This window comes from Luteolibacter sp. SL250, from assembly GCF_026625605.1.
Lineage (GTDB): Bacteria > Verrucomicrobiota > Verrucomicrobiia > Verrucomicrobiales > Akkermansiaceae > Luteolibacter.
The window spans coordinates 1,590,381-1,613,172 of record NZ_CP113054.1 but is presented as its reverse complement, the minus strand read 5'-3'; the positions used below and the strand labels follow the sequence as shown (position 1 = coordinate 1,613,172).

Here is a 22,792-nt window from a genome sequence, read left to right as displayed (position 1 = left end):
AACCCGCTCCCCGGTGCAGGATCAGAACCCATCCCGCCCGTGCGGACGGGTGAAATCCAGCTCCGGCCCGATGGGGACGATGCGGGTGGGGTTGATGTCGCAGTGGGTGAAGTAGTAGTGCCGCTTGATGTGGTCCATGTTCACCGTGTCCGCGATGCCGGGTTGCTGGTAGAGATCCAGCAGGTAGCCCTGCAGGTTGGGATAGTCCGTGATCCGACGGACGTTGCATTTGAAATGCCCGTGATAGACGGCGTCGAAGCGGACGAGGGTGCAGAACAACCGCCAGTCCGTCTCCACGATGCGGTCGCCGAAGAGATACCTGCGCGATGAGAGGCGTTCTTCCAGCCCATCCAGCGCGGCGAAAAGCTTCCGGCACGCCCGCTCGTATGCCTTCTGGGATGAGGCGAATCCGGCACGGTAGACGCCGTTGTTGACCGTATCATAGATGTGGTCGGACAGTTCCTGCTGCTCCGCGGCGATGTCTTCCGGAAACAGGTCCACTGCTCCACCACCCAGCGGACGGAAGGCATCGTTGAACATCCGGCAGATGTCGTCCTCCGAGTTGTTGACGATCCGCCTGAGCTGCCTGTCCCACAACACGGGAACGGTCACGCGCCCCTTGAAATCCGGATCGCTCGCGAAATAGGCCTCCGCGAGGAAGGAGAAGCCGTTGACGGGGTCCGTGGTGAAGCCGTCGCCATCACGGAAGGCCCAGCCGCGCTCGTCACGGATGGGATCGAGGACCGTGAGGCCCACGGCCTTTTCCAGCCCCAGCAGCTTGCGGACGATGACGGCACGGCTTGCCCAAGGGCAGGCAAGCGAGACATAGAGATGATAGCGGCCCGCAGCGACCTCGAAGCGGGCATCCCCATCCTGCTTCACCACGTCGCGGAACTCGTCCTCCTGGCGTTCGAACTCGCCGTCGGCGGACTGCTCATCGGGGAACTGGGCTGGGGCGGACATGGCGGGATTACCTCGAGTTTCATCCCGCCATGCCATGGAGTCAAACGGCCCCGGTCACTTCTTGGTGGCTGGCTTTACGGGTGCCGCCGGTTTTGTGGATTCCGCAGGGGCCGCCGGAGTGGCGGGCGCGGATGCCTGGCCGGAGGTCATCTCCGCGAGGAACTTCTTCGCTCCCGCGCGCTGGGCGTCATCAAGCTTCGTGTCGATCTCCTTGGCGAAGTTCTCGGCTTCCTTTTCCCCCCGCTGGGATGCGAGCGATGCGAAGGCCCACGCCTTTGCCAGGTCCTTCTTGATGCCGGCACCCTGGGCGTGCAGGCGGGCGAGCGCGAGCGTCGCCGGGCCATGCCCTTGTTGGGCGGCGAGGGCATAGAGCTGGCCCGCGTTCTGCAGGCTCTGCTGGACCCCCGCTCCACGCTCGAAGAGGGTGGCGAGATTGTTCTGGGAGGGCGCGTAGCCAGCCTGTGCCGCGCGGGTGAACCAGGCGGCCGCCGCAGGGGCGTCCATGCCGCCGAGCTTTCCGGAAAGATAGAAAAGGCCGAGCTCGTTCTGGGCCTCCACGACACCGCCGGATGCCGCGGCCGCCAGGTGGCCGTAGCCCTTGTTGCGGTCCGGCTTGTCCGCGCCGAAGGCCAGGACGGCCAGGCGGAGGTGCGCCTGGGCGCTGCCATCCTTCGCGGCGGCCTCCAGCACGGTGGTGCCGCGGGCGACATCCTTTTCAACGCCCTTGCCCTCGATGTAGAATTCGGCGGCACGGATCGCGCAGTCCAGTTGTCCGGCGTCCTTGCCTTTTTCATAGGCAGCGAGCGCGGCCTTCAGATCCTTCTTCACGTTCTCCTCGTAGTCACCCAGGGCAAGGTAGGCGGAATACTCCTTCGCTTCGGCGGCTTTCCTGAGCCACTCGCGGCCTTCCTTCTCGTCGCGGAACTTTTCCGGGCCGTTCAGCAGGCGGGATCCCAGCGAACTCATCGCCACGGTTTCCCCCTTCTCAGCGGCCTTCTTGTAGGCTTCCAGCGACTTCGCGGCATCCTGTTTGCCGGGGAAACCAAACTGCCCCTCATAAAGGCGGGCGATGAGCATGAGGGAGGTGACATCACCCTTGTCCGCCGCGGAGGTCCACCACTGGACGGCCTTGTCGAAATCCGGTTCCTTGCTCAGACGGCCACGCATCCAGGCCTCGCCCAGAACACGGCCCGCGACAGTGGGATCGGTCTTGGCGGCGTTTTCGAGAAGTTCACGGGCCTTGGAGCGTTCTTCTTCCTTCTCCGAGACGAGATAGATGAACGACAGGCGGTAGATGGCGTCCTTCTGACCGGCGGCCACCGCCTTGGTGTAGAATTCGACGGCCTTGTCCCTGGAGACATCCGCGCCGCGGCCACTCTCATGGGCGAAGCCGAGGAGGTAGAGGGCATCCGCATTTCCGGTGGCGGCCAGCGGACCGGCCAGCGCAACCGCCTTGTCATGCTCTCCGGCCTTGAACGCGTCCAAGGCTGGCTTCGCCGGTCCCGTCGCATCCGGGACGGTGGCATCCGCAGCCTCCTTGGCGATCTCCGGAGAAATTTCGATGGGGGATGAAACGGCTGCCCGCGCGGCGGCCAAGGCCAGCACGGAGCAGGAAAAGAGGAGGGCGGACTTTTTCAAAAGCATCCCGCGACGCTACCGGTCCGGGGAAAATCCGCAACTACTGAGTTGATCCCGCACGGGCTCCGGTCTCCCAGCGGGAACGAAGTTCCCCGATACAGCGGTCAAGCAGCGGCATGTCAAATTCATGGACGTCCACTCCTCTGCCGAGCCCCTCCAGAAGCAGCACCGTCAGCTCCCCGCCGAGATGCTCCCGGAACTCATCCAGACCCGCGAAAACCCTCCGCTGTCCGCTCTCATCCCGCAGTTCCAGATCAGGGTGGTAGGTACGGAGGGACAGGCCGTCCAGCACCCGCAGCACGCGCTCCGCGGAGGCGGGCTCCAGCAGGCCCACGCGGGCGGAATAGATGGTGTCCAGTGCCAGGCCCACGGCCACCGCCGGGGCATGGGACAGCCGGTAACCGCTCATCGCCTCCAGCTTGTGGGCGGCCCAATGGCCGAAGTCCAGCGGGCGGCTGGAGCCGGTCTCGAAAGGATCCCCGCCGGTGGCGATGTGGCGGGCATGGAGGAGCGCGGATTTCTCCACGCACTGCTCCAGCGTCTCCGGATCCAGGATGGAAAGGGCGGTGAGGTGCTCCTCGATCCATTCGAAAAACGACGCATCCTTCACCAGCGCGACCTTCACAGCCTCAATGAGGCCCGCGCGGCGCGTTTCCTCATCCTGGGTGTGCAGGAAGCGGAAGTCGTTCACCACGGCGAAGGGCACGGAAAACACGCCCACCCAGTTCTTTTTGCCGAAAAAGTTGATGGCACTTTTCACCCCCACCCCGCTGTCATCCTGGGAGAGTGTGGTGGTGGGGAAACGTACCAGACGCACGCCGCGGTGGGCGGTGGCCACGGCATATCCCACCGCATCGAGAAAGGCGCCACCGCCGATGACGAGGGCATAGGAGTGGCGGTCGATGTGCGCGGCATCCAGCTCCGCCCACACCCGGCGCACGACGGAGTCGTCCGCCTTCGCCACCTCTCCACCCGGGACGTTCACCACGCCGCGGAAGTCCAGCGAGCCCGCGCCAAAGTAGCCGGTGATGCTTTTCACCAGTCCCGGCCATGCGGCGGAAACCGCTTCCTCGAGGAACACGATGACCCGCCGGCCACCTCCTTCGGCGAGGATTTCCATGAGATCGGCATTGTCCGCGGCGAAGGCATCACGCGTGAAAACGATACGGTGCTTGAAGGTGACGGGAATCTGGAAATCGTAGCGGGACATCAGCGGACAACGAATTTATGCACCGAATACGCCCGCACGCCACCGTTTCTTCCCATGACTGACACCCGGATTTTGTTTGAAACCAGATGGATCCGCGTCAACCAGGACGGGAAATGGCAGTACGTCCAGCGGCCGTCGTCGGATTTCGCCGTAGGAATCCTCGCCATCACCCCTGATGACGAGGTGGTTCTGGTCGAGCAATTCAGGATTCCGACGGGCGGCCGGGTGATCGAGATCCCCGCCGGACTGGTGGGGGATGAGCCGGATTTCGAAGGTGAATCGTTGGAGGACACCGCCCGCCGGGAATTGCTTGAGGAAACCGGCTACCGCGCCGGAAAGATGGAGTTTCTCACCCGCTCCCCCTCGACGCCAGGACTGGCGCGGGAGTTCATGAACATCTTTCTGGCCACCGACCTGGTGCGCGAAACGGATGGAGGCGGAACGGAGGGAGAGGACATCACCGTCCACCATGTCCCCCTCGCCGGCCTGAGGCAGTGGCTCGCGGAAAAACAGGCTGCGGGCGTGGATGTGGACGCCCGCCTCCCCGCGGCCCTGTGGCTGGCCGGGAGGTAAGGGAATCACTTCTCCTCGAGCAGCCTCTTCAGCACGGGGGCGAAGCGATTGTAGAACAGGCCGAGCAGGATCAGCGCGACACCGAGGGCAATGAAGGCGACGACGCGGGTGAACGCGTTGAAGTCCCATACGTCCCGCACGAACACCTTCAGGATCGCCATGGCCAGCAGGCAGAAGCCGGCCTGGCGGAGTGCAACCAAACGGATGGCCAATCCCGCACTGACCATGCCGAAGCCGAGCACGGTCCACAGCACGGACACCGCATGCCAATCATGACGCCAGACGAGCATCTGGGTGGCCCACATCGAGCCGATGACCGCGGCTGACCAACCGGCCACCGCCGCGGGCCTGCGGTCGGTTTCCTTCCGGAACCATGCGGTCCATACCACCAGACCGACCAACGCGCAGACCACCGCCCAGCCGCGCCACGACGCGTCCGGATTGATCGTCCAGATGTCATGGACTCCTCTCAGCAGCCACAGCACCGCCAGAGCGAGGAAGCCCCACACTTCCGGCATGGTGCGTATTTTCAGCAGGATGGCGGCGGCGAGGAGGAGGATGGCGCTGAAAGCCATACCGTCCCCGAAGAAGCCGGGCGCGAACACGTTCCAGAAAAAGCAGGTCCCGAGGAAAGCGGTTCCACGGAGAATCCAGGCGGTGGCAACGCGCAGCCCCGGCCGCAGGGCTTTCCCGAAGCAAAGCAGCAGAGCCAGCATCGCCAGGGCAGTTCCGGTAACCCACAGGCTGTCCCCCACCGTGGCGTTTCCGAACCGGACCACAGCGGGCAGCACCAGCGCGGCGGAGCAGGGAGCCAAACGGCTGATCCTGCCGAAGATCGCCGCAGCCAGAAGTAGCAGGCTGACGGCAGCCGCCAGCATCAATCCGTGTTGGGCGGCGCCCTCCTGGGTGATTGCCCACGCCACGGTGGCGACGGCAGCCACCGGGTAAACCCAGGCATGCAGACCCGGCAGGGACTTTGAGAAGGCATCGTCATCGGAATGCCGTTCGCGCCAGTGCCACAGTCCCGCGGTGAGGAGGGTGGTGAGCGAGATGGATGCCAGCGGCAGCCATTCCCTCAGATGCAGGGCGGGCCATGCCGAAACCACCACGAAAGCCAGCGCCCCAAAGGCGAGCTCCGGCATCTCCCTGCCACGGGGTGCCAGCAGAAATCCCGCGCAAAGAGCCGCTGCCACCCCTGCCATGGCCAGTGCGGGCCACGGTCCGGGGAGCCACCACGCCCATCCCGCGATGCCCATGACAACCGCGAAGGAAAACACCATCCCCGCGCAGGACCGTGCCATTTCCGGAAAATAGCCGCCCTTCCCGGATGCGGAACCCATACGGAGGGGAATGGATGCCCCCGCGACCAGCAGCGCGGCGACTCCGGCGCTCCAAGGCGGGATCGGGCCAAAGGGAACGAACGGAATCTGCCGGACCAAGGTGAGAAACAATGCCCCGGCGGCGGCCAGAGAGGAAAAGACAAACTCGCTGCGGCCGCGGAACTTCGCGAAGGCGAGGGCCAGCGCCAGCGACTCAAAAGCCAGCCCGAGCGCGAGCTGGAAGCCCTCCAGGCGGATCACCATGGCCAGGCTGAGCAGCGCCAGTCCCTGGAAGACATTCACCCCTCCGGCGATCTCGCTCCGCCGCCTGCCGATGATCCCCAGCGCCAGCAGCACCAGCCCGAACACCGCACAGACCATCCAGTAGTCCTCACCCCGGTAGCGCTGCCACCACAGACCGCTGAACAGCGCGAAGAAGGCCGCATTGTTGCCACCGGTGAACCAGGCCCGGACCCTGCCTCCTATCGTCTCGCGGAACCGGTCGAGCACGCCCGGCAGCGCCAGCATGATCCAGACCGGCGGCAGGAACCACATCACCGCAGGATCCCTGGTACCGCCACCGGATGCCCCCAGCAACTGCCAGCCGAGGAACGCGCCGTAGGTCCCCGCCATGGAGGCCACCCCCGGTCCCATCCAGCCCGGACGCAGCATGAGCAGCACCCCTGCCGCAGCGAGGATGACGCTGGAAACGCAGGTCATCCAGCCGATGGGCTGCAGCATGGTGGAGTACGACGCCAATAGTATTCCGAGGACCGCCGTCGCCCGCGCGTTCCGCAGCCAGGACACCGCCACGATCATCCCGGCGGCCCCGAGCATGAGCATCCCCGCGGCCACGGGGCTGTCGATCACCCGCAGCCGGGCGACATGGTGGGAGGCGAACGTGCAGTAGTAGAAGAAGGACATGCCACCCGCCAGGATGACCTCGCCGAAGCGCCTAAGCGCGGGCTTTGCGGCCAGCCTGCGGCCGGTCTCCATGAGAACACCGGCACAGAGGAACAGCCCGAAAAGACGCACGCCGTTCGGCATCTCGCGGATCCAGTTCTTGTAGGCGAAGTTCCCCAGCAGGATCAGGCCTGTCAGCAGCAGCACGACCCCGAACCTGACCAGCCACACCCGGCCCAGTTGCATTTCGAATCCGCCATCCGTGTCCGGAGTTTGCGCGAGGACGGCTGGGGCAGGAGCCGGGGCCTGCTCAGGGGCCGGGGCCGGTGGCAATGGCGGCGGGGAGATGCCTACGTGTGCTTCTTCCACGGGCGCGGGGGCGACTTCCTCCACCGCCTCCACCATCTCCGGAACGGGAACCGGGACCTCAATGGCGCCGGATTCGAGCTCGGAAAGTTTCCGCCGTATTTCCTGCAGCACCGTCTTGTGCCCGGTCTCCAGTTGGTCCAACCGGACACGGAGAGCCTCGATCTCCCTCTTCCATGCCTCTCCATCTGCTGGTGCCATAGCGGGTAGCCTAGCTGAAATCCGCATTCCGCAACATCGATTTCCGGATCCCAACGGAGTGCTGGCTTCAGCCCAATGCCGTTAAGGATTGGGGACGCACACCGATCCAGTTCGGCATTCTTTAACCACGGATTAAGGGATTAAAACGGATTACACGGATTGTATTGCCACGGGAATTTAAAGAAACCAATCCGTGTAATCCGTTTAATCCTGTAATCCGTGCTCAGAGAAAGCTTTGCAACCGATTGATAACCGAAGGCTCAGGTAATTTCATCGGAGCACACCCCGATTTGAGAGCCGAATCCTTAAAAGCATTGGACTGAAGCCGGCGCTCCATCCGCCTCCGCCCCCCCACCATTTTTCCCAGCGGAAGGTCTCACGACCTTCACTACCCGGCCTGCGGAAACCCAGCCTCGACAAACCACCCTGCCGGAGCGATGGGAATACAGCGCCCGATGAACCCGCAGCCTGTAGCCCGGTCACCTCTCTGCCAGAGCCATGGCGAGGAGATGGCCAGCACCCTCACCCACGCGCTGGGCATGGTGCTGAGCATCGCCGCGCTGGTGGGGATGATCCTGACGGTGTGCAACACGGCCACCGAGGTGGTGTGTGCCTCCATCTTCGGTGGTTCCCTCATCCTGCTCTACGGAGCGTCCACCGCCTACCATGCCTTCAGCGGAGTCAGACTGAAGGGTATTTTCCAATCATTGGACCACGCCTGCATCTACCTGCTCATCGCCGGATCCTACACGCCGGTCATGCTCATCTCCCTGCGCGGACCGTGGGGCTGGACGCTGCTGTGTGTGGTGTGGGCCATGGCACTGGCCGGAGTGGTGATCAAGCTGGTGCTTCCCGGGAGGAAGGACCACTGGATCTCCACCGCGCTCTACGTCGTGATGGGCTGGCTGGCCATCATCGCCATCGGCCCGCTGGTCCGGGCGCTGCCCACCGCGGGCGTCGCATGGCTGGTGGCCGGAGGACTGAGCTACACCTTCGGCGTCGTGTTCTTCCTCTGGAGAACCCTGCGTTACCACCATGCCATCTGGCATCTGTTCGTGCTGGGCGGCAGCGCCTGCCATGTCGCCGCCATCTGGCTTTACGTTTTCCGCTGAACCACCGTGCCGGAGCTTCCCGAAGTCGAGACCACCCGCCGCGGCATCGAGCCGCACGTCACCGGAGCGAAGGTCCGCGAGGTGATCGTGAAACGTCACGACCTCCGGCAGCCGATCAGCCCCACCCTGTCCACCATCGAGGGGCGGAAGATCCTTTCCGTGGCCCGCCGGTCGAAGTACCTGCTCTTCGGGATCGACGACGGTTCATCCGTGATGATCCACCTGGGCATGTCCGGCAGCCTGCGGGTGATCGCCCCTGGGGAGGCCTGGAAAAAGCACGACCATGTGGGCATCACGCTATCCAACGGAAAGCAGCTCCGTTTCCATGATCCGCGGCGCTTCGGACTGGCACTCCATTTCACCCTGCCGCCGGAGGAACATCCGTTGCTGAAAGGCCTGGGTCCGGAACCGTTGGAGGAGACCTTCGGTGTGAAGTATCTCCGCTCCGCCTGCTCCACCCGCAAGGCCGCTATCAAGCTGGTCATCATGGATGCGAAGGTGGTGGTGGGCGTGGGGAACATCTACGCCTCGGAATCCCTGTTCCGCGCCGGCATCTTGCCCCAGACTGCGGCGAACACCCTCACCCTGCCACGGCTGAAGCGGCTCACCTCCGCCATCAAGGAGGTGCTGGCGGACTCCATCGAGCAGGGCGGCACGACCCTGCGGGACTTTCTCAAGTCGGACGGCGAGCCGGGCTACTTCCGGCAGAAACTCTTCGTCTATGAACGGAAGGGCGAACCCTGTCTGAAATGCGGCACGCCCATCCGCCACGCGGTCATGGGCCAGCGGTCCACCTATTGGTGCCCGAAGTGCCAGAGGTGATCCGTCACTTCCATGCTGTTAAGCATTCCGCTGTCGAATCGGGTTATTATCCCTGAGCCCTCGATTATCAATCGGTTGCAAAGCTTTCTCTGGACACGGATTAAAGGATTAAGCGGATTACACGGATTGGTTTCTTCAAAAAATCCGTAACATTACAATCCGTGCAATCCGCTTAATCCTTTAATCCGTGGTTGAGAAATGCCGGACCGGACCGGTGTGCGTCCCCAATCCCTAACGGCATTGGATTCACTTCTCCTTGATCAGGTCCGCCATGTGACCGCCGTGGGCGGTGACCCATTTGCCCTTGCGGATGACCTTCGTGAAGCCGAGGCCGGACTTCGCCGCAGCCTCGAAGACATCCCACGCCTGGGAGGCCAGGATGCCGGAAACGATGAGATCACCTCCCGGAGCGACCGACTTTGCGATCACCGGCCAGGCCTGGATGAGCACGGTGGAGAAGATGTTGGCCAGAACGACGTCGTAGCCCTTCTTGCCCGGCTTCCACTTGAGGATGTCCTGCTCCTTCACGTCGATGCCATCGATCTGGTTGCGCTCCGCATTCCGCTCCGCAACGGTGACGGCGAAGGGATCGAAATCGCAGGCATACACCGGGCCGGAGCCGAGCTTCCGCGCGGCGATGGCGAGGAGACCGGTACCGGTGCCGAGGTCGCCCACGGTCCAGTTGGTGCCTTTCCTCTTCCGCGCCACATCCACCAGCAGGCGGAGGCAGGTGGAGGTGGTCGCGTGATCGCCGGTGCCGAAGGCCATTTCCGGCGGGATGATGATCAGCTCGCGGTTCGGGTGCTCCTTTTTCAGGGCATCCAGTTCCTTCTTCCGGGTCTCCGAGGTGAGGACGAAAACATCGCGCACCTTCAGCGGCTTCGGAGCCTCCACCGGCTTCTGCCATTCACTGCTCACCAGCTTGCGCACGCTGCCGCCGAACTGCTTCACGATGGCGTCCGCTTCCTTCTTCGAGTCGCAATAAACCTGCACGCGCACGGATTTCCCGCCCTTGAGGAAATCGAGCACGAAGTTGGGGTTGCCATGGAAGCGGTCTTCCCAGGCATCGATCCACTTGGCGGCGGAGAGTTTCGACCAGACGAACATGGATCGGTTCTAACCGGAAGCCGCGGTCTGCCAAATCCGAAAATCAAACTTCCGGCAGGAAAGGCAGTTCCCGCTCCGGACGGACGCCATACCAGCCCGGGATGAGCTGGGGTGCCCAGTCCTGGCAGGCGCAGAGCACCGCGGAGATCGCCTCAAGCTGTTCCCTCCGGCAGATGTGGAAGTCCATGCCCTGATCCCCCTTCAGGTCCCAGTCCCCGCAGCCCGTCGCCTTCACCCCGCCGATGAATGTCCGTTCCGCTTCCTCCAACGAATCGACCGCGCTCGGCGAGACCCGCGACTGGTAACGCTGCCAGTAGGACGGAACCGGCCCGTCCACGGCGTCTTCACCGAAAAACGCGGCCGCCACCACCTTGTAGATCTCGAACTCCGCGCTGTCCGCATCCTCACCCACCCACGCCCGGATGGTGAAACTGCGGTCCGCCATGTGGCGCACCACCGGCGTGCGTCCCTCCCGATACCAGAAATCCCGTCCGTCCGCGTCCATATCATGGATCTAGCCCGTTCCCGCGCCCCGCGCAGCAAAACAAAAGAACCTCCCGAAAACGGGAGGTTGGAGCTCCGGGCGGGATTCGAACCCGCAGAACGGTTCCCCGCCGTCTATCTTCGGAAAGATAGCTGCAGCCCGATGAACGGGCCCGGCTGCCCAATCGCCTTCCGGAACAAAAAAACCTCCCGAAAGGGAGGTTGGAGCGGGCGATGAGATTCGAACTCACGACATCCACCTTGGCAAGGTGGCGCTCTACCACTGAGCTACGCCCGCGACGCTGATTGCGTGCGGGGGGTTTCTACATCGGCAGAGACCGCGAGCAAGACATTTTTGACAAAAATTTCCATGTTCATTCCATCGGGGCTGGGTTTCCCTTTCCGGGCCAGCATGTCCGACAAACTCGCACAGATCATCGCCACCAAACATCTCGAGGTGGAAGCCCTCCTCCCCCGCGCCGCCCACCTCCGTGCCGCCGCCCTCCAGAGAAATGATTTCAGGGGATTCCGCAGCGCGCTCGACCGCGGACCGGACAAACTGGGCGTCATTGCCGAGGTTAAGAAGGCCTCCCCTTCCGTCGGCCTGATCGATCCGAACTTCGATCCCATCCGGCAGGCGCAGCGCTACATCGACGGCGGGGCGTCCTGCCTCTCCATTCTGACGGACGAAAAGTATTTCCAGGGGTCCCTGAGCTATCTGTCGAAAATTTCGGAATTCTCCACCGCACCGCTGCTGAGGAAGGATTTCACCATCCACCCGATCCAGATCCACGAAGCGGTCATCGCCGGGGCGGATGCCATCCTGCTCATCGTCGCCGCGCTGGATGATGATCTCCTCAGAGGCCTCTATGAGGAGGCGAAATCCTTCCAACTGGACGTGCTGGTGGAAGTCCACAACCTGGAGGAAATGGACCGTGCGCTGGAGTTGGGCGCGGACCTCATCGGCATCAACAACCGGAACCTGAAAACCTTCGAGATCGACCTGGCCACCACCGAAGCCCTCGCCGACGAGGTTCCGGATGAAGTGCTGCTCGTTTCCGAAAGCGGCATCAAGACCCTGGACGACGCGAAGCGCGCGCTGGACGCGGGCGCGAATGCCGTGCTGATCGGTGAATCACTGATGCGCGCGGACGACCCGAGCCGGGGGATTGAGGCTTACCTGGCGCTGTAGGTTTTACGAAACGAAACGCGGAGACGCGAAGGTCGCGGAGAGATACGCGGAGTTGGGTTGGAGAGATTTTTCATCCAACCAAGCCACTCTCGGTTCCAAAAATCTCCGCGATTCTCTCTGCGACCTCCGCGTCTCCGCGTTTCGTTTGATCCTTCAAATCAGACTCACTTCTCCAAGCGGATCGCCGTGGAGCGGCCGTGGGCGTCGAGACCTTCGATGCGGGCGAACTCCTCCACCACGGCAAGGGATTTACGCACGGACTTCTTGTCGAGCTTCACGATGCTGGTGCGGCGCTGGAACTGGTCAGCGCGCAGACCGGAGAAGGAACGGCCACCGCCACCGGTTGGCAGGGTGTGGCTGGGACCGGCGAGGAAGTCACCGACGGCGACCGGCGAGTCGTTTCCGAGGTAGATGGCACCGGCGGTCTTGATCTGCGGCAGCCACTTGTCCTCGTCCGCGACGATGAGCGAGACGTGTTCCGGCGCGAAGGCGTTGGAGATTTCCACCGCATCCGCGAAGGATTTCACATGAAGGAGGAAGGTACCGTTCTTGAGCACTTCCTTGATGATCTTCGGCCGGGAGAGCGTGGGGAGCTGGCGGTCGATGGCCTTGATGACCTTGCCGAGCAGGGCCTTCGAGTCCGTGACGAATCCGACCACACTGTCACCGCCGTGTTCGGCCTGGGCGAGGAGGTCGGAGGCGATGAAGTCGGCATCCCCGGTCTTGTCCGAGACGATGAGGATTTCGCTCGGTCCCGGAAGGAGGTCGATGGACACCGCGCCGATGAGCTGCCGCTTCGCCTCAACGACGAAGGTGTTCCCCGGTCCGAAGATGCGGTCCACGGGCTTCACCGACTTCGTCCCGAGGGCGAGCGCGGCGATGGCCTGCGCCCCGCCGACTTTGATCGCCTCGGTCACGCCAGCAGCCTTGAGAGCGTAGAGGAGCGCGGAATTCACCTTTCCATCCGGACCGCAGGGAGTGGCGGCGACGATCTGAGGGACACCTGCGGCTTTCGCGAAGCCTGCGGTCATCAGCGCGGTCGAAACGAGGGGGGCCTTGCCACCGGGGACATAGACACCCACCCGTTCGAACGGGGTGAAACGTTCACCCACCACCGCTCCTTCGGCGTTCTTCGCGGACCAGTCCTTGCGCAGGCTCTTCTTCGCGAAAGCGGTGATGTTGGCAAGGCTGCGGGCGACGGCTTCCTTTGTCTCAGCGGAGACACTTTCCTCCGCTGCGGCGAACTCCGCCTCGCTGACGAAAAGGGACTTCGGTGTGAGAACCGCGTTGTCGAACCGCTTCGTGTAGGCAAACAGGGCCTGGTCGCCCTTCTCCGCCACTTCGGAAATGATCTGGGCGACAAGATCCCGCACGCCATGCTCCGGGATCGCGCGCCGGTTGAGCTTGCGGACGAACGATGGATAGCCGGGGTCGTTGTAGCTGAGAATCTTCATACCAGGCGGGTCGGGCGCGCACTGTGCCCGGGATTTCCGGTTTCGCCAACCTTGAAAAGCGGATGCTTCCCGGCGGTGGCAGGGGAAGGACGCCAACCCCGAATACCGCCATGAAATTCCTTCCGCGCACCATGGCATGGACGCCGTCCATGTGTTAGGATGAAGGATGCGATTCCGCGTCAGTTCCCAGCTAGAATACCAACTGGAAGATCCCGCCACGTTCTTCTTCGCCCTCAAGTGCATCGAAACCAACGGCCAGCACATCGAGAATGAGTCACTCCTGATCGAGCCGGAGGCCGATACGGATGATTTCACCATCGGCGTGGGGATGAACCGCTTCACCCGTATCCGCACCTCCGGCAGCGGGCCGCTGGCGATCCGCTACCAAGCGGACGTGGAGACCAGCATCCAGCTCACGGATGTTTCCTCGCTGATCGCGGAAGGTCCGCACCTTCTCGTCCCGGACGCGGTTCCCTTTCTTTTCCCCAGCCGCTACTGCCAGTCCGACCGGCTCCGGCAACAGGCGGTCGATCTTTTCGGGCATCTGGAGGATCCCCATGCCATCGCCTCCGGCATCAGCGACTGGGTCTTCGAGCACGTCACCTACCGTAGCGGAACGTCCAACGAACAGTCCTCCGCGGTGGAAACCCTGGAGCAGCGGCAGGGCGTCTGCCGGGATTTCTCCCACCTCGCCATCGGCTTCTGCCGGGCGATGAACATCCCGGCCCGCTACGTGACCTGCTACTCCCACCTGCTGGAGCCTCCGGATTTCCACGCCGTTTTCGAAGTGTTCATCGGCGGGATGTGGTATGTCTTCGATCCCACCCGTCTGGCCCCGCTGAATGGTCTGGTCCGCATCGCCACCGGCCGGGATGCGGCGGATGCCGCCGTGTGCACCATCTTCGGGAACCCCGTCCTCAACAACATCCAGGTCGCCTGTGAGTCGTTGGACGGGGAATTCGCCCCCATCACCCGCGACACGCTGCATGCGGCGAACCAGGTGATCGCCCTGCTCTGAATCCACCCGGAATCCATGGAAATCCTGGACGTCAAAACCGAAACCCGCGAGCGCCTGCACCTGGTGCACGAGTCGCTCTACATCTATTCGGAGCCGGTCCATTTCTCACCCCACCGTCTGGTCCTGCGGCCACGGGAGGGGCACGACGTGCGCCTGCACATGATGACGGTGCAGACATCCCCCCGCTCGGAAATCCACTGGCACCGTGACATCCTGGACAACTCCATCGCGGTGGCGGAGTTCACGGAACCCTCCGCGGAACTCCGCATCCGGAGTGAATTCATGATCGCCCTGCCCGCTCCCGTGGACAAGGAGAGGCCGCCGTTGCTGGTCGCGTATCCGCCGCATGTCGCGGGCATCGATGAACTCATCACCGTACCCTACCGCCAGTTCACCTATCCTCAGGAAGTGGAACGACTGAGGAAATGGTTCGTCGCCAACAATCTCGAGCCACAGACCGGAGAAAGCCGGGCGATCTTTGACGAACTGGCGGCGCTCATCTTCAGCACCGTCCGCTACACGCGGCGGGAGGAACCAGGCGTGCAGTCCCCCATCGCGACCCTGGATTTCGGCAGCGGATCCTGCCGTGACATGGCGGTCCTGATGATCGAGACGAGCCGGGCGATGGGCTATCCCGCGCGGTTCGTGAGCGGCTATCTGGAAAGCGCGAACTCACTGGTGGGCCGCGGCTCCACCCATGCGTGGACGGAGGTTTATCTCCCGGAGAAGGGCTGGACGGGCTATGATCCGTCCACCGGGCGCCGGACCGGTGCGGGCCATGTGGCGGTGGGCGTGAGCCATCATCCGCGCGGCGTCATGCCCGTGACCGGAGGATACAGCGGCAACCCGGGTGTCACTTCCACGCTCAAGGTCGCGATCTCCACCAAGCGGTTGCCGTAAGGAGGGAGGACATTGCGGCGCAGCCGCTATGTCCGCTTCGCTGCCATTCCTGTCCTCCGGCTGCAATGGCGATCAAAGGTGGATCAGTTTTCAGTGTTCAGTTTTCAGGAAATAAAAAACGCTGACTACGAATCCGGGCAGCTTTCAAAAGATCCGTTTCTTTCCTTCGCGGCCTTTGCGCCTTCGCGGTGAATTTTCACTGGCTCGCCAATGCCGCCGGAGGACAGGAGTGTCCTCCCTCCTTACTCAAGCAATGCGTCCACTACGAAAGCGGCGGCCGCGGCGTCCATGTGGCGTCCGTCCGTGTAGCCGATGGCGTCGGCAGGGATGCCGGCGGTCATGTCCCACCACGGCAGGCGGGTCCTTGCGGCAACCGCGCGTGCGATCCTGAGGTCCAGTTCGGTTTCCTTTCCGCCTGCGGGCAGGAGGACGAGCCTCACATCCGCGCCGTTGTATTTCAGCCGGGAAAGGATGCCGCAGATCTCCTCCACCAGCCGTTCCTCGCGGGGATCATGCAACCGGGGCGCCACATCCAGAGTGGAGAAGCCGGATGATCCGGAGAACGGTGATGACTCCCCTGCTCCCGCGATCGCTTCCCGGTTTCTACGCGACTCCAGCCAGGAATAGGCGAAGGCGGTGGGACGTGCGGTGGCTCCGAGGTTCGGGACGTTCATCCCCACCTTGAACCAATCCGAGCGGATGGCGGCGGCGGTTTCCCTGCCCATGCCCTCGAGTTCGTAGGAAAGGGTGTTCGTCTCGACAAAGATGACTTCGGCGGATGGCAGCAGCCCCTCGTCGATGGCGCGGAGGGTGATCACGGCACTGGCCCCATCGCAGCCGAGGTTTCCCGTCTGCGGACGCTCCGGCAGACGACCCGTGAGGGAGGAGCCCAGGAACAGCACCCGGGGGTGGTCCTTCGCCCCGGTCTGGAGGCGGGAGATGGAGGAGAAATAGTTCGACTCACTCTTGCGCGTCTTCCCGCCCACCAGTTTCAGGGCAAACGTCTGCGCACCGAAACATCCGGCGAGGGCAACGAGGAGGATGACGGGGTAACGGGCCATGGTCGGTCAGAACTGGAAGTAGATGAAGCCCCGCGGCGCGCCGGGGTTGGTGATGACCAGGAACAGCATCACCGCGTGGACGATGCCCTCCGCCCATGGGTTCCCCGCCTGTTTCACCCAATACGGGCGATGCTCCTGCAGCCATCCCCAGAGGTGGTAAAGCACCGCCATGCCGCCATAGGCGAGGAGGGCGAAAACGGGCTGACCTTTCACGCTCCAGCCGCCACTTCCCATCATCTCGAAAAACAGGCGGATATGCGCCATGTCCGGCATGAGGAAGGTGAGCCACAGGAACATGACCGCATGGAAGGCATACGCCCAGCGGAAGCCGTCACGCAGCCAGCGCCACGGACCGGTGGATGCGAGGGAACCCGCGCGGCTGCGGAAGACCAGCCGCTCGAACGCCAGCAGGCCGCCGTGGAGGGTACCCCACAGCGCGAACTTCCACTCCGCACCGTGCCAGAGGCCGCCCAGGAACATCACCAGGAAAAGATTGAAGTAGGTGCGCCCGGAACCTTTCCGGTTTCCACCGAGGGGGATGTAAAGGTATTCCCGCAGCCAGGAAGAGAGCGAGAGGTGCCAGCGCCGCCAGAATTCCGTGATGCTCAGCGACAGGTAGGGAAACCTGAAGTTCTCCGGCAGGCGGTAGCCGAACATCAGGCCGAGGCCGATGGCGATGAGCGAATATCCGGCGAAGTCCGCGAAGATCTGCAGCCCGTAGCCATAGAGCATGGCCATCAGCGAAATGGGACCGCTGGTCCGCAGGCTGCCCTCCACGGTGAGCAGGACAGTTTGCTCCGCAAGGTTGTCCGCGACGAAGATCTTGAGGAAGTAGCCGGTCACCAGGTAGCGGCGGACCAGCGTCCAGTCGATGTTGCTCCACAGCTTTTCGCGGATCTGGTCAACGAAGTCGTGCGCCTTGACGATCGGCCCGGCGACGAGCTGCGGGAAGAAGACAATGTAGAGCGAGAGATCCCCCAGTGATGCCGCGCGCCCGGCACCGGACCGGCCGAGGCGGCGCTGCGTTTCCTGGCTCACGTTCCCGCGATGGACATCCACCAGCAGGCTGATGGCATGGAAGGTGTAGAATGAGATGCCGATGGGCAGCGGGATCGAGCGGACCCAGGCGACTGCGGACGAATGCACACCCGGTATGGTTCCCAGCAGGATGCCCGCGTACTTGAAAAAGGCGAGAAAGCTGAGGTTCAGCACGATGGCCCACACCAGCCAGCGCTTGGCCGCCACGGCGCGTTCCTCCCGCTTCGCGGACAAGATCCTTTCGACGGAGATGGCGTTGAAGACACAGGAAACGCCCAGCAATATCAGCAGCCGGGGATCCTCCCAGCCGTAGAAGATGGAGCTGGCGGAAAGCAGCACCCCAACCTGCCAGACACGCGCCAGGCGCGCCGGCACGGGGACATAGTACAGGACGAGCGTGATCGCTAGCAGGACCAGGAACTCGAACGAGTTGAAAAGCATGGGGGGAGGACCTATCAGATACGGTCCTTCCTCCTGTTTCAACCCCCGGCACTCACGTGATCGCGTGTCAACGGAGCGCTGGCTTCAGTTCAATAGTAGGGCCGCAGCATCAGGTAGCAGACGGGGCCGGTGGCGGCGACGTAGAGCCACATCGGGAAGACCCACTTCACCAGCCGGCGGTGGGCGGCAAAGCGGTTCGTCCAGCCGGAAATGAAAGCGAACAGGATGAAGGGCAGGCTGATCCCCGCCAACACGATGTGCGTGATGAGGAGGAAGAAATAGACGGTCCGCATGGCTCCTTCCCCGCCGTAGCGGGTCTCCACCGTGGTGAAGTGGTAAGCCACATAGCACAGCAGGAAGCCGACCGACAGCGCCATGGCGGCGAAGATGAAATTCCGGTGCAGCGCGATCTTCCCCTGCTTCACCGCCACCAGCGCGCCGATGAGGGCGATGGTGACCAGCGTGTTGAGGACGGCGTGCACGGGCGGAAGGAAGGACATGGACCAGCCTTCAGGCAGCGGGATCTTGTAGGGGCTGCGCATCATGACCACCAGCACCAGCACCACGGCGGTGAGGATCCATGCGGTGATGCCCAGTTTCCTGGAAAGGGCTTCCTGCGGGGGGCGTGACAGCCACGCTTTGTGTTCAGGGGTCATCGGGAAAGATTCACTTCTTGGCGAGTTCCAGACGGATGCGGTCGAAGAGTTCCTTCTTCATCCGCTCATACATCTGCGGGTCACGTTTCTTCGCTTCCTCGGAGCGGGCGTCCGCCAGCGGCCACTTGCCGATGACGTTGAAATTCCGGTCCACCAGCAGGAAGCCGAGGTCGTGCTGGTAGCGGCCGTTCGCCTCGATGTCCAGCGGGTCGGAGCGCTCGCGCACGCCGAAGAACTTCAGTTCCTTTTCCAGGTAGCTGTGGGTCGCCTTGGCTTCACCGGCGTTGAGGAACCACCAGTTCTTCGTGTCCGCGCCCAGCACCTTCGCATACTCCTTCAGCTTCTCCGGCTTATCCTCCTCGGGATCGACGGAGATGCAGGCGATGTGGAAATCCGGATCAGATTTGAACGCCTCATAGATCTCCCGCAGCTCGGAGCCGTTGCGGACGGCACAGTGAGGACACACGGCGAAGAACTCCGCGGCGACCCAGACCTTTCCCCGCAGGTCGGAGAGCTTCACCTGTTGATCGTCCTGGTTCACGGCGGGGAGGTCCCTGCCGATCGGGAAATAGTCGGTTGGCGTGGTTTTGCCACTGTCGATGATGAGCTCCTGCGATGCCTTCTCGCCGGGGAAAGTGGAACGGGTGAGCACCGCCGCGGCGATGATGAGGGCGGAGACGACGGCGACGCCGGTGTAGAAGAGGAAGATGGTTGTTTTGCGGCTCATGGCTGTTTCATGGATTCCGGAGGCGTTTCCGGGATGAGAACACGAAATACACGACTCCCCCGATGGCGAGCGCGACACCCGCTCCGAGGAAATACAAGGGGGCCTTGCTGTCGGACTGCTTCTGGACCGGCTCCGTGAGCAGGATGTCGATGGTCTTCACCAGGAGAGCTTCGAGTTCTCCGGCGTTGGAGCGTTCCGTCCCGGTTTTTATTCCACGTTCGTCCCACGAAGCGGCCTGGTCGAAATCAAACGGTCCCACATACGGGGAACCACCACGCTTCTGGGGGACGACGGGCTGGCGGACGATGCCGTTGCGGTCCAACAGCACCAGGGAGGTGTCGAAGACCCATTTCCCGTCTTCCTGGTGGGGGAAGATGGCCGCCTTGAACTCCTTTTTCACATACTTGTGGAGCAACTCCGCCTGGTTGGTCCCCACCCACCACTTTGGCAGGCTGGCACCCAGGGCGGTGGCGGCGGCGGTGAGTGACTCGAGGGCTTTCTCCGGAGGTCCGGGATCGACGACGAGGGAAACGAGGGCGACGCCGTCGTTGGCGGCGTATTCCTCCGCCATGCGTTTCATCACGCCGTTGGTCCGTGCGGAGGTCTCCGGCTGGGCCGAGCTGACGACCTGGATGAGGATGACCTTCCCGGAAAGGTCGAGCAAGGCGGCCCGGCCGCCGTCCTGACGGACGAGGGGGAGATCCTTCTCCGGCGTGAGACGGTTGCTGTTCATCGCCGGGCGGTCGCTGGTGGCCTGCTTGCGGTTGTAGCTGCGGTAGGCTCCCAGGATGGCCACGGCACCCACAACCATGATGACCACCAGGATGAGGGCGGTCATCCAGAGCTTGCGGGGATCCGGCGTTACGGGTTCGAGCTGGACGGGAGGCTGCGGCATGCGCGCGAGAGCGTAGCCCCCGGACGCGGCTTGGCAAGCCACAGGGTCAACAGGACCTCAGGGCGCGGAAATCCGCCCCCGGAAAAACCGCCGGGGCCCGGTGGGCAAAGGGATTTCCAGCGTCCTCTCGCCCGCCGAAGCTGGAAAAACGGGCGAATTTCCCGGCACATCCCACGGCTGCCAGGAGCCGGGAGCGAGCGTTTCGCTGGTTTCGATGACCATCGCGCGGTTCGCGGGCAGCGTGTGGCGGAAACGGAGCTGGCCGCCGGAAATGTCCGTTTTCAGGAGCGATGGCGGGTTCCCGGACTCCGGCGGGGTCCCCGCCAGATACTCCGTGCGGTTGTCCAGCCCGTCACCGTCGGGATCCTGGTCCGGCGCGGCCTTCGCCGGTGGCGGATCCCCGAACATGGCCACCTGCCACTGGGCGAAACTCCGCCGTGCGGGCAGGTCCGCGTTGATCCAGTCCGTGAGGAGGGCGACGCCGGAGGAGTCGATGACGTTCGAACCGATGGGCGGCATGCGCGACGGGATGCCCTGCATCCTCCGCAGCGCCACGGAGTGGGTGACATCCCCCGGCACGACGAAGCGGTTGGCGGCATTCCCCGCGGGATCGAGCAGGACGCCGTTGACGATCATCGCGGCATCCGTCTCCACCGTCGCGCGGGCGTCCCAGTTCCCGCTCGCGGGACCGCCGGGCTGGTGGCACTGGGAGCAGTTCACTGCCAGGTAGGAGCGCACCCGCCACTCCCGGCTCTGGGTGGCATCGTCCGGCACGGCATAGGCCGGGAGGGTGTGGACACCGCCGACGGTGTTGGAGAAATAACCCGCGACTTCCAGTGCGGTGAGCTGGTTCCGCGTCTGCGCGCCGTAAAGGTGGTCGCGGTTGAGCTGGCGGGTGTTGAAGGAAAGCGCGTGGCCGCCCACCGAGGTGTGGCAGTTCATGCACTGCCCGCGGCTGGGGAACCGCCATGTCTGTGAGGTGGGGGAACCATCCACGGTGATGGTGAGCGGATCATCCCTTCCCTCCTCATCCACCAGATCCGCGTCCGTCTGGTCCGCCCGCCAGCGGTAGGACAGCCCGTAGGTGCCGCCCGTGGTCTTCACCAGGATGCGGGTCTCCAGCTTCCGCGCGGAGGATGGCTGGCCACGCACCGTCTGGATGTCGAAGTGTTTCACCCACACCATCCCGGCGGGCAGGGTCCAGTTCCCGTCACGGCTGTAGGTGACGTCATCCGTCGTATTGCGGATGGAGAACCACCGGCGCTTGATGGCGTGGTCGCTCCAGAACGGAAGATTCACATTGTAGGGCACGATGCCCGCGTGCGGGGTGAGGGTGGCGAGATTGGAAAACGCACCCACGGCGGAAAGGGTGGCCGGAGGGGCGGTGCCGGTGGTTTCCGAGCGGACGAACCGCTTCACCTGTCCATTCGCGCAGAAGAGAAGTTCACCGTCCCGCGGATCATGCCCGAAGTGGACGATGCCGCCCTCCGAACCCAGTTTTTTGGCCGTCCACGTACCGTTGTTTTCCCGCAACGCCACGATGGGTCCGCTGAGGTCCGCGAAGACATAGGCACCGAACAGCTCGGTCAGGCGGTTGCCCCGGTACACGGCCCCGCCGGTCACGCAGTTCCCTCCCAGCACGCCGTTACTGGAACGGCCGTAGTCATAGATGGGATCGATCGGGAAAAAGCCGTCGGCAGGCGGATCCGCCGGCGATGGCGGGCTGTTGTATTCATGGGTGCCCTCGCGCCAGGACCATCCGTAGTCCCCGCCTCGGGTGATGATGTTGATTTCCTCCCACCTTCCCTGCCCCACGTCCCCGAGATAGAGTCGTCCCGTGGGCCGGTCGAAAGACCAGCGGAAGGGATTGCGCAGGCCCGTGGCCCAGATCTCATTGCGGACATCCGCCGGATCGATGTCGATGTTGTGCCAGGTCATCCGTCCGATGAAGGGATTGTCCGCCGGGACCTTGTAGGCGGAGGCGTTCACCGCGGAGGGGTACGAGGTGGAGTTCTGCTGGTGGGACTGCGGCGTCAGGTTCCCGGCGCGGTGGTCCACATCCAGCCGCACCATCTGCCCCCAGAAGCCGGTCCGGCCCGCGGCGGGGTCCTGGGTGATGAAGCGCGCATTGTCATGCTGATCCCCGCTACCGCCCTCGTCCCCCAGTGAAAGATAGAGGTACCCGTCAGGACCGAAATCAATGGTGCCGCCGTTGTGGTTCGAAGCGCGGTCATAGATCGTCAGCAGGGGTTCATGGGAGGCTATGGCGGCGTTGTTCGTGGTGGATCCATCCATCACGACGCGATGGAGCCGCTGGAACAGTTTTCCGTCATCCGCGACGAAGCTGAAATAAACGAACAGCGTCCGGTTCACGGCGAACTCCGGATGGAACGCAACAGAAAGGAAGCCATTCTCGCCTCCCCGGGTGAAGGTCTCTCCGGATCCCAGCAGGTCGCGCAGATCCAGGTATTCCGACGCGACCGGCTGCGCCGGGGTGAGGTTCACCACCTTCAGGATTCCATCCCGCTCCGCGACGAACAGCCGGTGCGTCTCATGCCGCACGGACACGACGGACATGGGTTCATTGAATCCGAGGCCCCCCAACGCGTTCTCCGTCGTGTATTCCGTGGCCGAGGGCAGGGACGCAGGGAGATTGAGCGTGGTGTTCGGGACGCGGACGAGCTGGCCACCCGCCATGGCGGAAAGCATCAGT

19 protein-coding genes and 2 tRNA genes are annotated in these 22,792 nt (G+C 63.6%); 6 read left to right on the top strand and 15 right to left on the bottom strand.

The genetic code is table 11. The features are described from left to right. Nucleotides 1-21: 21 nt before the first annotated feature. The 3 genes from OVA24_RS07125 to OVA24_RS07115 are packed head-to-tail and all read right to left on the bottom strand — an operon-like array spanning nt 22 to nt 3,811. Nucleotides 22-963 carry a glutathione S-transferase family protein gene (locus OVA24_RS07125; RefSeq protein WP_267674506.1) on the bottom strand — a complete coding sequence of 314 codons (942 nt, stop codon included), beginning with the start codon at nt 961-963 and terminating at the stop codon, nt 22-24. Between the two features lie 54 nt (nt 964-1,017). Continuing rightward, complete coding sequence (locus OVA24_RS07120; RefSeq protein WP_267674505.1) at nt 1,018-2,607, bottom strand: tetratricopeptide repeat protein; 1,590 nt, start codon at nt 2,605-2,607, stop codon at nt 1,018-1,020. A 34-nt stretch (nt 2,608-2,641) separates the two neighbouring features. Continuing rightward, nucleotides 2,642-3,811, bottom strand: a complete 1,170-nt coding sequence (locus tag OVA24_RS07115) for a 3-dehydroquinate synthase (protein ID WP_267674504.1) — start codon at nt 3,809-3,811, stop codon at nt 2,642-2,644. A gap of 54 nt (nt 3,812-3,865) precedes the next feature. Here OVA24_RS07115 and OVA24_RS07110 point away from each other — a divergent pair, with 54 nt between their 5' ends. After that, a complete protein-coding gene (locus tag OVA24_RS07110; RefSeq protein WP_267674502.1) occupies nt 3,866-4,384 on the top strand; it encodes an NUDIX hydrolase in 519 nt (172 codons plus the stop codon). 5 nt (nt 4,385-4,389) lie between these two features. Here the strand turns inward: OVA24_RS07110 and OVA24_RS07105 are convergent, their stop codons facing one another. Next, complete coding sequence (locus tag OVA24_RS07105; protein ID WP_267674501.1) at nt 4,390-7,173, bottom strand: DUF2339 domain-containing protein; 2,784 nt, start codon at nt 7,171-7,173, stop codon at nt 4,390-4,392. 455 nt (nt 7,174-7,628) lie between these two features. Between OVA24_RS07105 and OVA24_RS07100 the strand changes: the two genes are divergently transcribed. Together OVA24_RS07100 and mutM are read left to right on the top strand one after the other, a co-directional pair. After that, nucleotides 7,629-8,285 (top strand): PAQR family membrane homeostasis protein TrhA, encoded by a 657-nt coding sequence (locus tag OVA24_RS07100; RefSeq protein ID WP_267674500.1) that lies wholly within the window; start codon nt 7,629-7,631, stop codon nt 8,283-8,285. 6 nt (nt 8,286-8,291) lie between these two features. Further along, entirely contained in the window at nt 8,292-9,107 is an 816-nt protein-coding gene (gene mutM, locus OVA24_RS07095) for a bifunctional DNA-formamidopyrimidine glycosylase/DNA-(apurinic or apyrimidinic site) lyase (RefSeq protein WP_267674499.1), read from the top strand. A 246-nt stretch (nt 9,108-9,353) separates the two neighbouring features. Here the strand turns inward: mutM and OVA24_RS07090 are convergent, their stop codons facing one another. The 4 genes from OVA24_RS07090 to OVA24_RS07075 all read right to left on the bottom strand — a co-directional run bounded on the left by OVA24_RS07090 (nt 9,354) and on the right by OVA24_RS07075 (nt 10,995). Further along, on the bottom strand, nt 9,354-10,214 hold the full coding sequence (locus OVA24_RS07090) for a 50S ribosomal protein L11 methyltransferase (protein WP_267674498.1): 861 nt from the start codon (nt 10,212-10,214) through the stop codon (nt 9,354-9,356). Nucleotides 10,215-10,257: 43 nt separating this feature from the next. After that, nucleotides 10,258-10,719, bottom strand: a complete 462-nt coding sequence (locus OVA24_RS07085; protein WP_267674497.1) for a hypothetical protein — start codon at nt 10,717-10,719, stop codon at nt 10,258-10,260. Nucleotides 10,720-10,786: 67 nt separating this feature from the next. After that, nucleotides 10,787-10,896: transfer RNA gene (locus OVA24_RS07080), tRNA-Ser, on the bottom strand. Between the two features lie 24 nt (nt 10,897-10,920). Further along, nucleotides 10,921-10,995: transfer RNA gene (locus tag OVA24_RS07075), tRNA-Gly, on the bottom strand. Nucleotides 10,996-11,109: 114 nt separating this feature from the next. Here OVA24_RS07075 and trpC point away from each other — a divergent pair. Beyond that, the gene (gene trpC / locus OVA24_RS07070) at nt 11,110-11,889 is read left to right on the top strand and encodes an indole-3-glycerol phosphate synthase TrpC (protein ID WP_267674496.1); all 780 of its coding nucleotides are present in this window, start codon (nt 11,110-11,112) and stop codon (nt 11,887-11,889) included. A gap of 164 nt (nt 11,890-12,053) precedes the next feature. On the opposite strand, the gene hisD is transcribed toward trpC, so the two are convergent. Then, nucleotides 12,054-13,343, bottom strand: coding sequence for a histidinol dehydrogenase (hisD, locus tag OVA24_RS07065; protein ID WP_267674494.1), 1,290 nt, complete (start codon nt 13,341-13,343; stop codon nt 12,054-12,056). A 166-nt stretch (nt 13,344-13,509) separates the two neighbouring features. Between hisD and OVA24_RS07060 the strand changes: the two genes are divergently transcribed. Continuing rightward, nucleotides 13,510-14,361 carry a transglutaminase-like domain-containing protein gene (locus OVA24_RS07060; RefSeq protein WP_267674493.1) on the top strand — a complete coding sequence of 284 codons (852 nt, stop codon included), beginning with the start codon at nt 13,510-13,512 and terminating at the stop codon, nt 14,359-14,361. Nucleotides 14,362-14,376: 15 nt separating this feature from the next. Then, complete coding sequence (locus OVA24_RS07055; RefSeq protein ID WP_267674492.1) at nt 14,377-15,261, top strand: transglutaminase family protein; 885 nt, start codon at nt 14,377-14,379, stop codon at nt 15,259-15,261. A gap of 242 nt (nt 15,262-15,503) precedes the next feature. Here the strand turns inward: OVA24_RS07055 and OVA24_RS07050 are convergent, their stop codons facing one another. The 6 genes from OVA24_RS07050 to OVA24_RS07025 form a co-directional block, all read right to left on the bottom strand. After that, nucleotides 15,504-16,322, bottom strand: a complete 819-nt coding sequence (locus tag OVA24_RS07050; protein WP_267674491.1) for a hypothetical protein — start codon at nt 16,320-16,322, stop codon at nt 15,504-15,506. A gap of 6 nt (nt 16,323-16,328) precedes the next feature. Beyond that, the gene (locus tag OVA24_RS07045) at nt 16,329-17,801 is read right to left on the bottom strand and encodes an MBOAT family O-acyltransferase (protein ID WP_267674490.1); all 1,473 of its coding nucleotides are present in this window, start codon (nt 17,799-17,801) and stop codon (nt 16,329-16,331) included. Between the two features lie 89 nt (nt 17,802-17,890). Then, on the bottom strand, nt 17,891-18,457 hold the full coding sequence (locus OVA24_RS07040; protein ID WP_267674489.1) for a DUF420 domain-containing protein: 567 nt from the start codon (nt 18,455-18,457) through the stop codon (nt 17,891-17,893). A gap of 10 nt (nt 18,458-18,467) precedes the next feature. Further along, entirely contained in the window at nt 18,468-19,184 is a 717-nt protein-coding gene (locus OVA24_RS07035; protein ID WP_267674488.1) for an SCO family protein, read from the bottom strand. Between the two features lie 7 nt (nt 19,185-19,191). Then, nucleotides 19,192-20,079: a hypothetical protein gene (locus OVA24_RS07030; RefSeq protein ID WP_267674487.1), complete on the bottom strand. Its 888-nt coding sequence runs from the start codon at nt 20,077-20,079 to the stop codon at nt 19,192-19,194. A gap of 57 nt (nt 20,080-20,136) precedes the next feature. Next, nucleotides 20,137-22,788 (bottom strand): PQQ-dependent sugar dehydrogenase, encoded by a 2,652-nt coding sequence (locus OVA24_RS07025; RefSeq protein WP_267674486.1) that lies wholly within the window; start codon nt 22,786-22,788, stop codon nt 20,137-20,139. Nucleotides 22,789-22,792 lie beyond the last annotated feature (4 nt).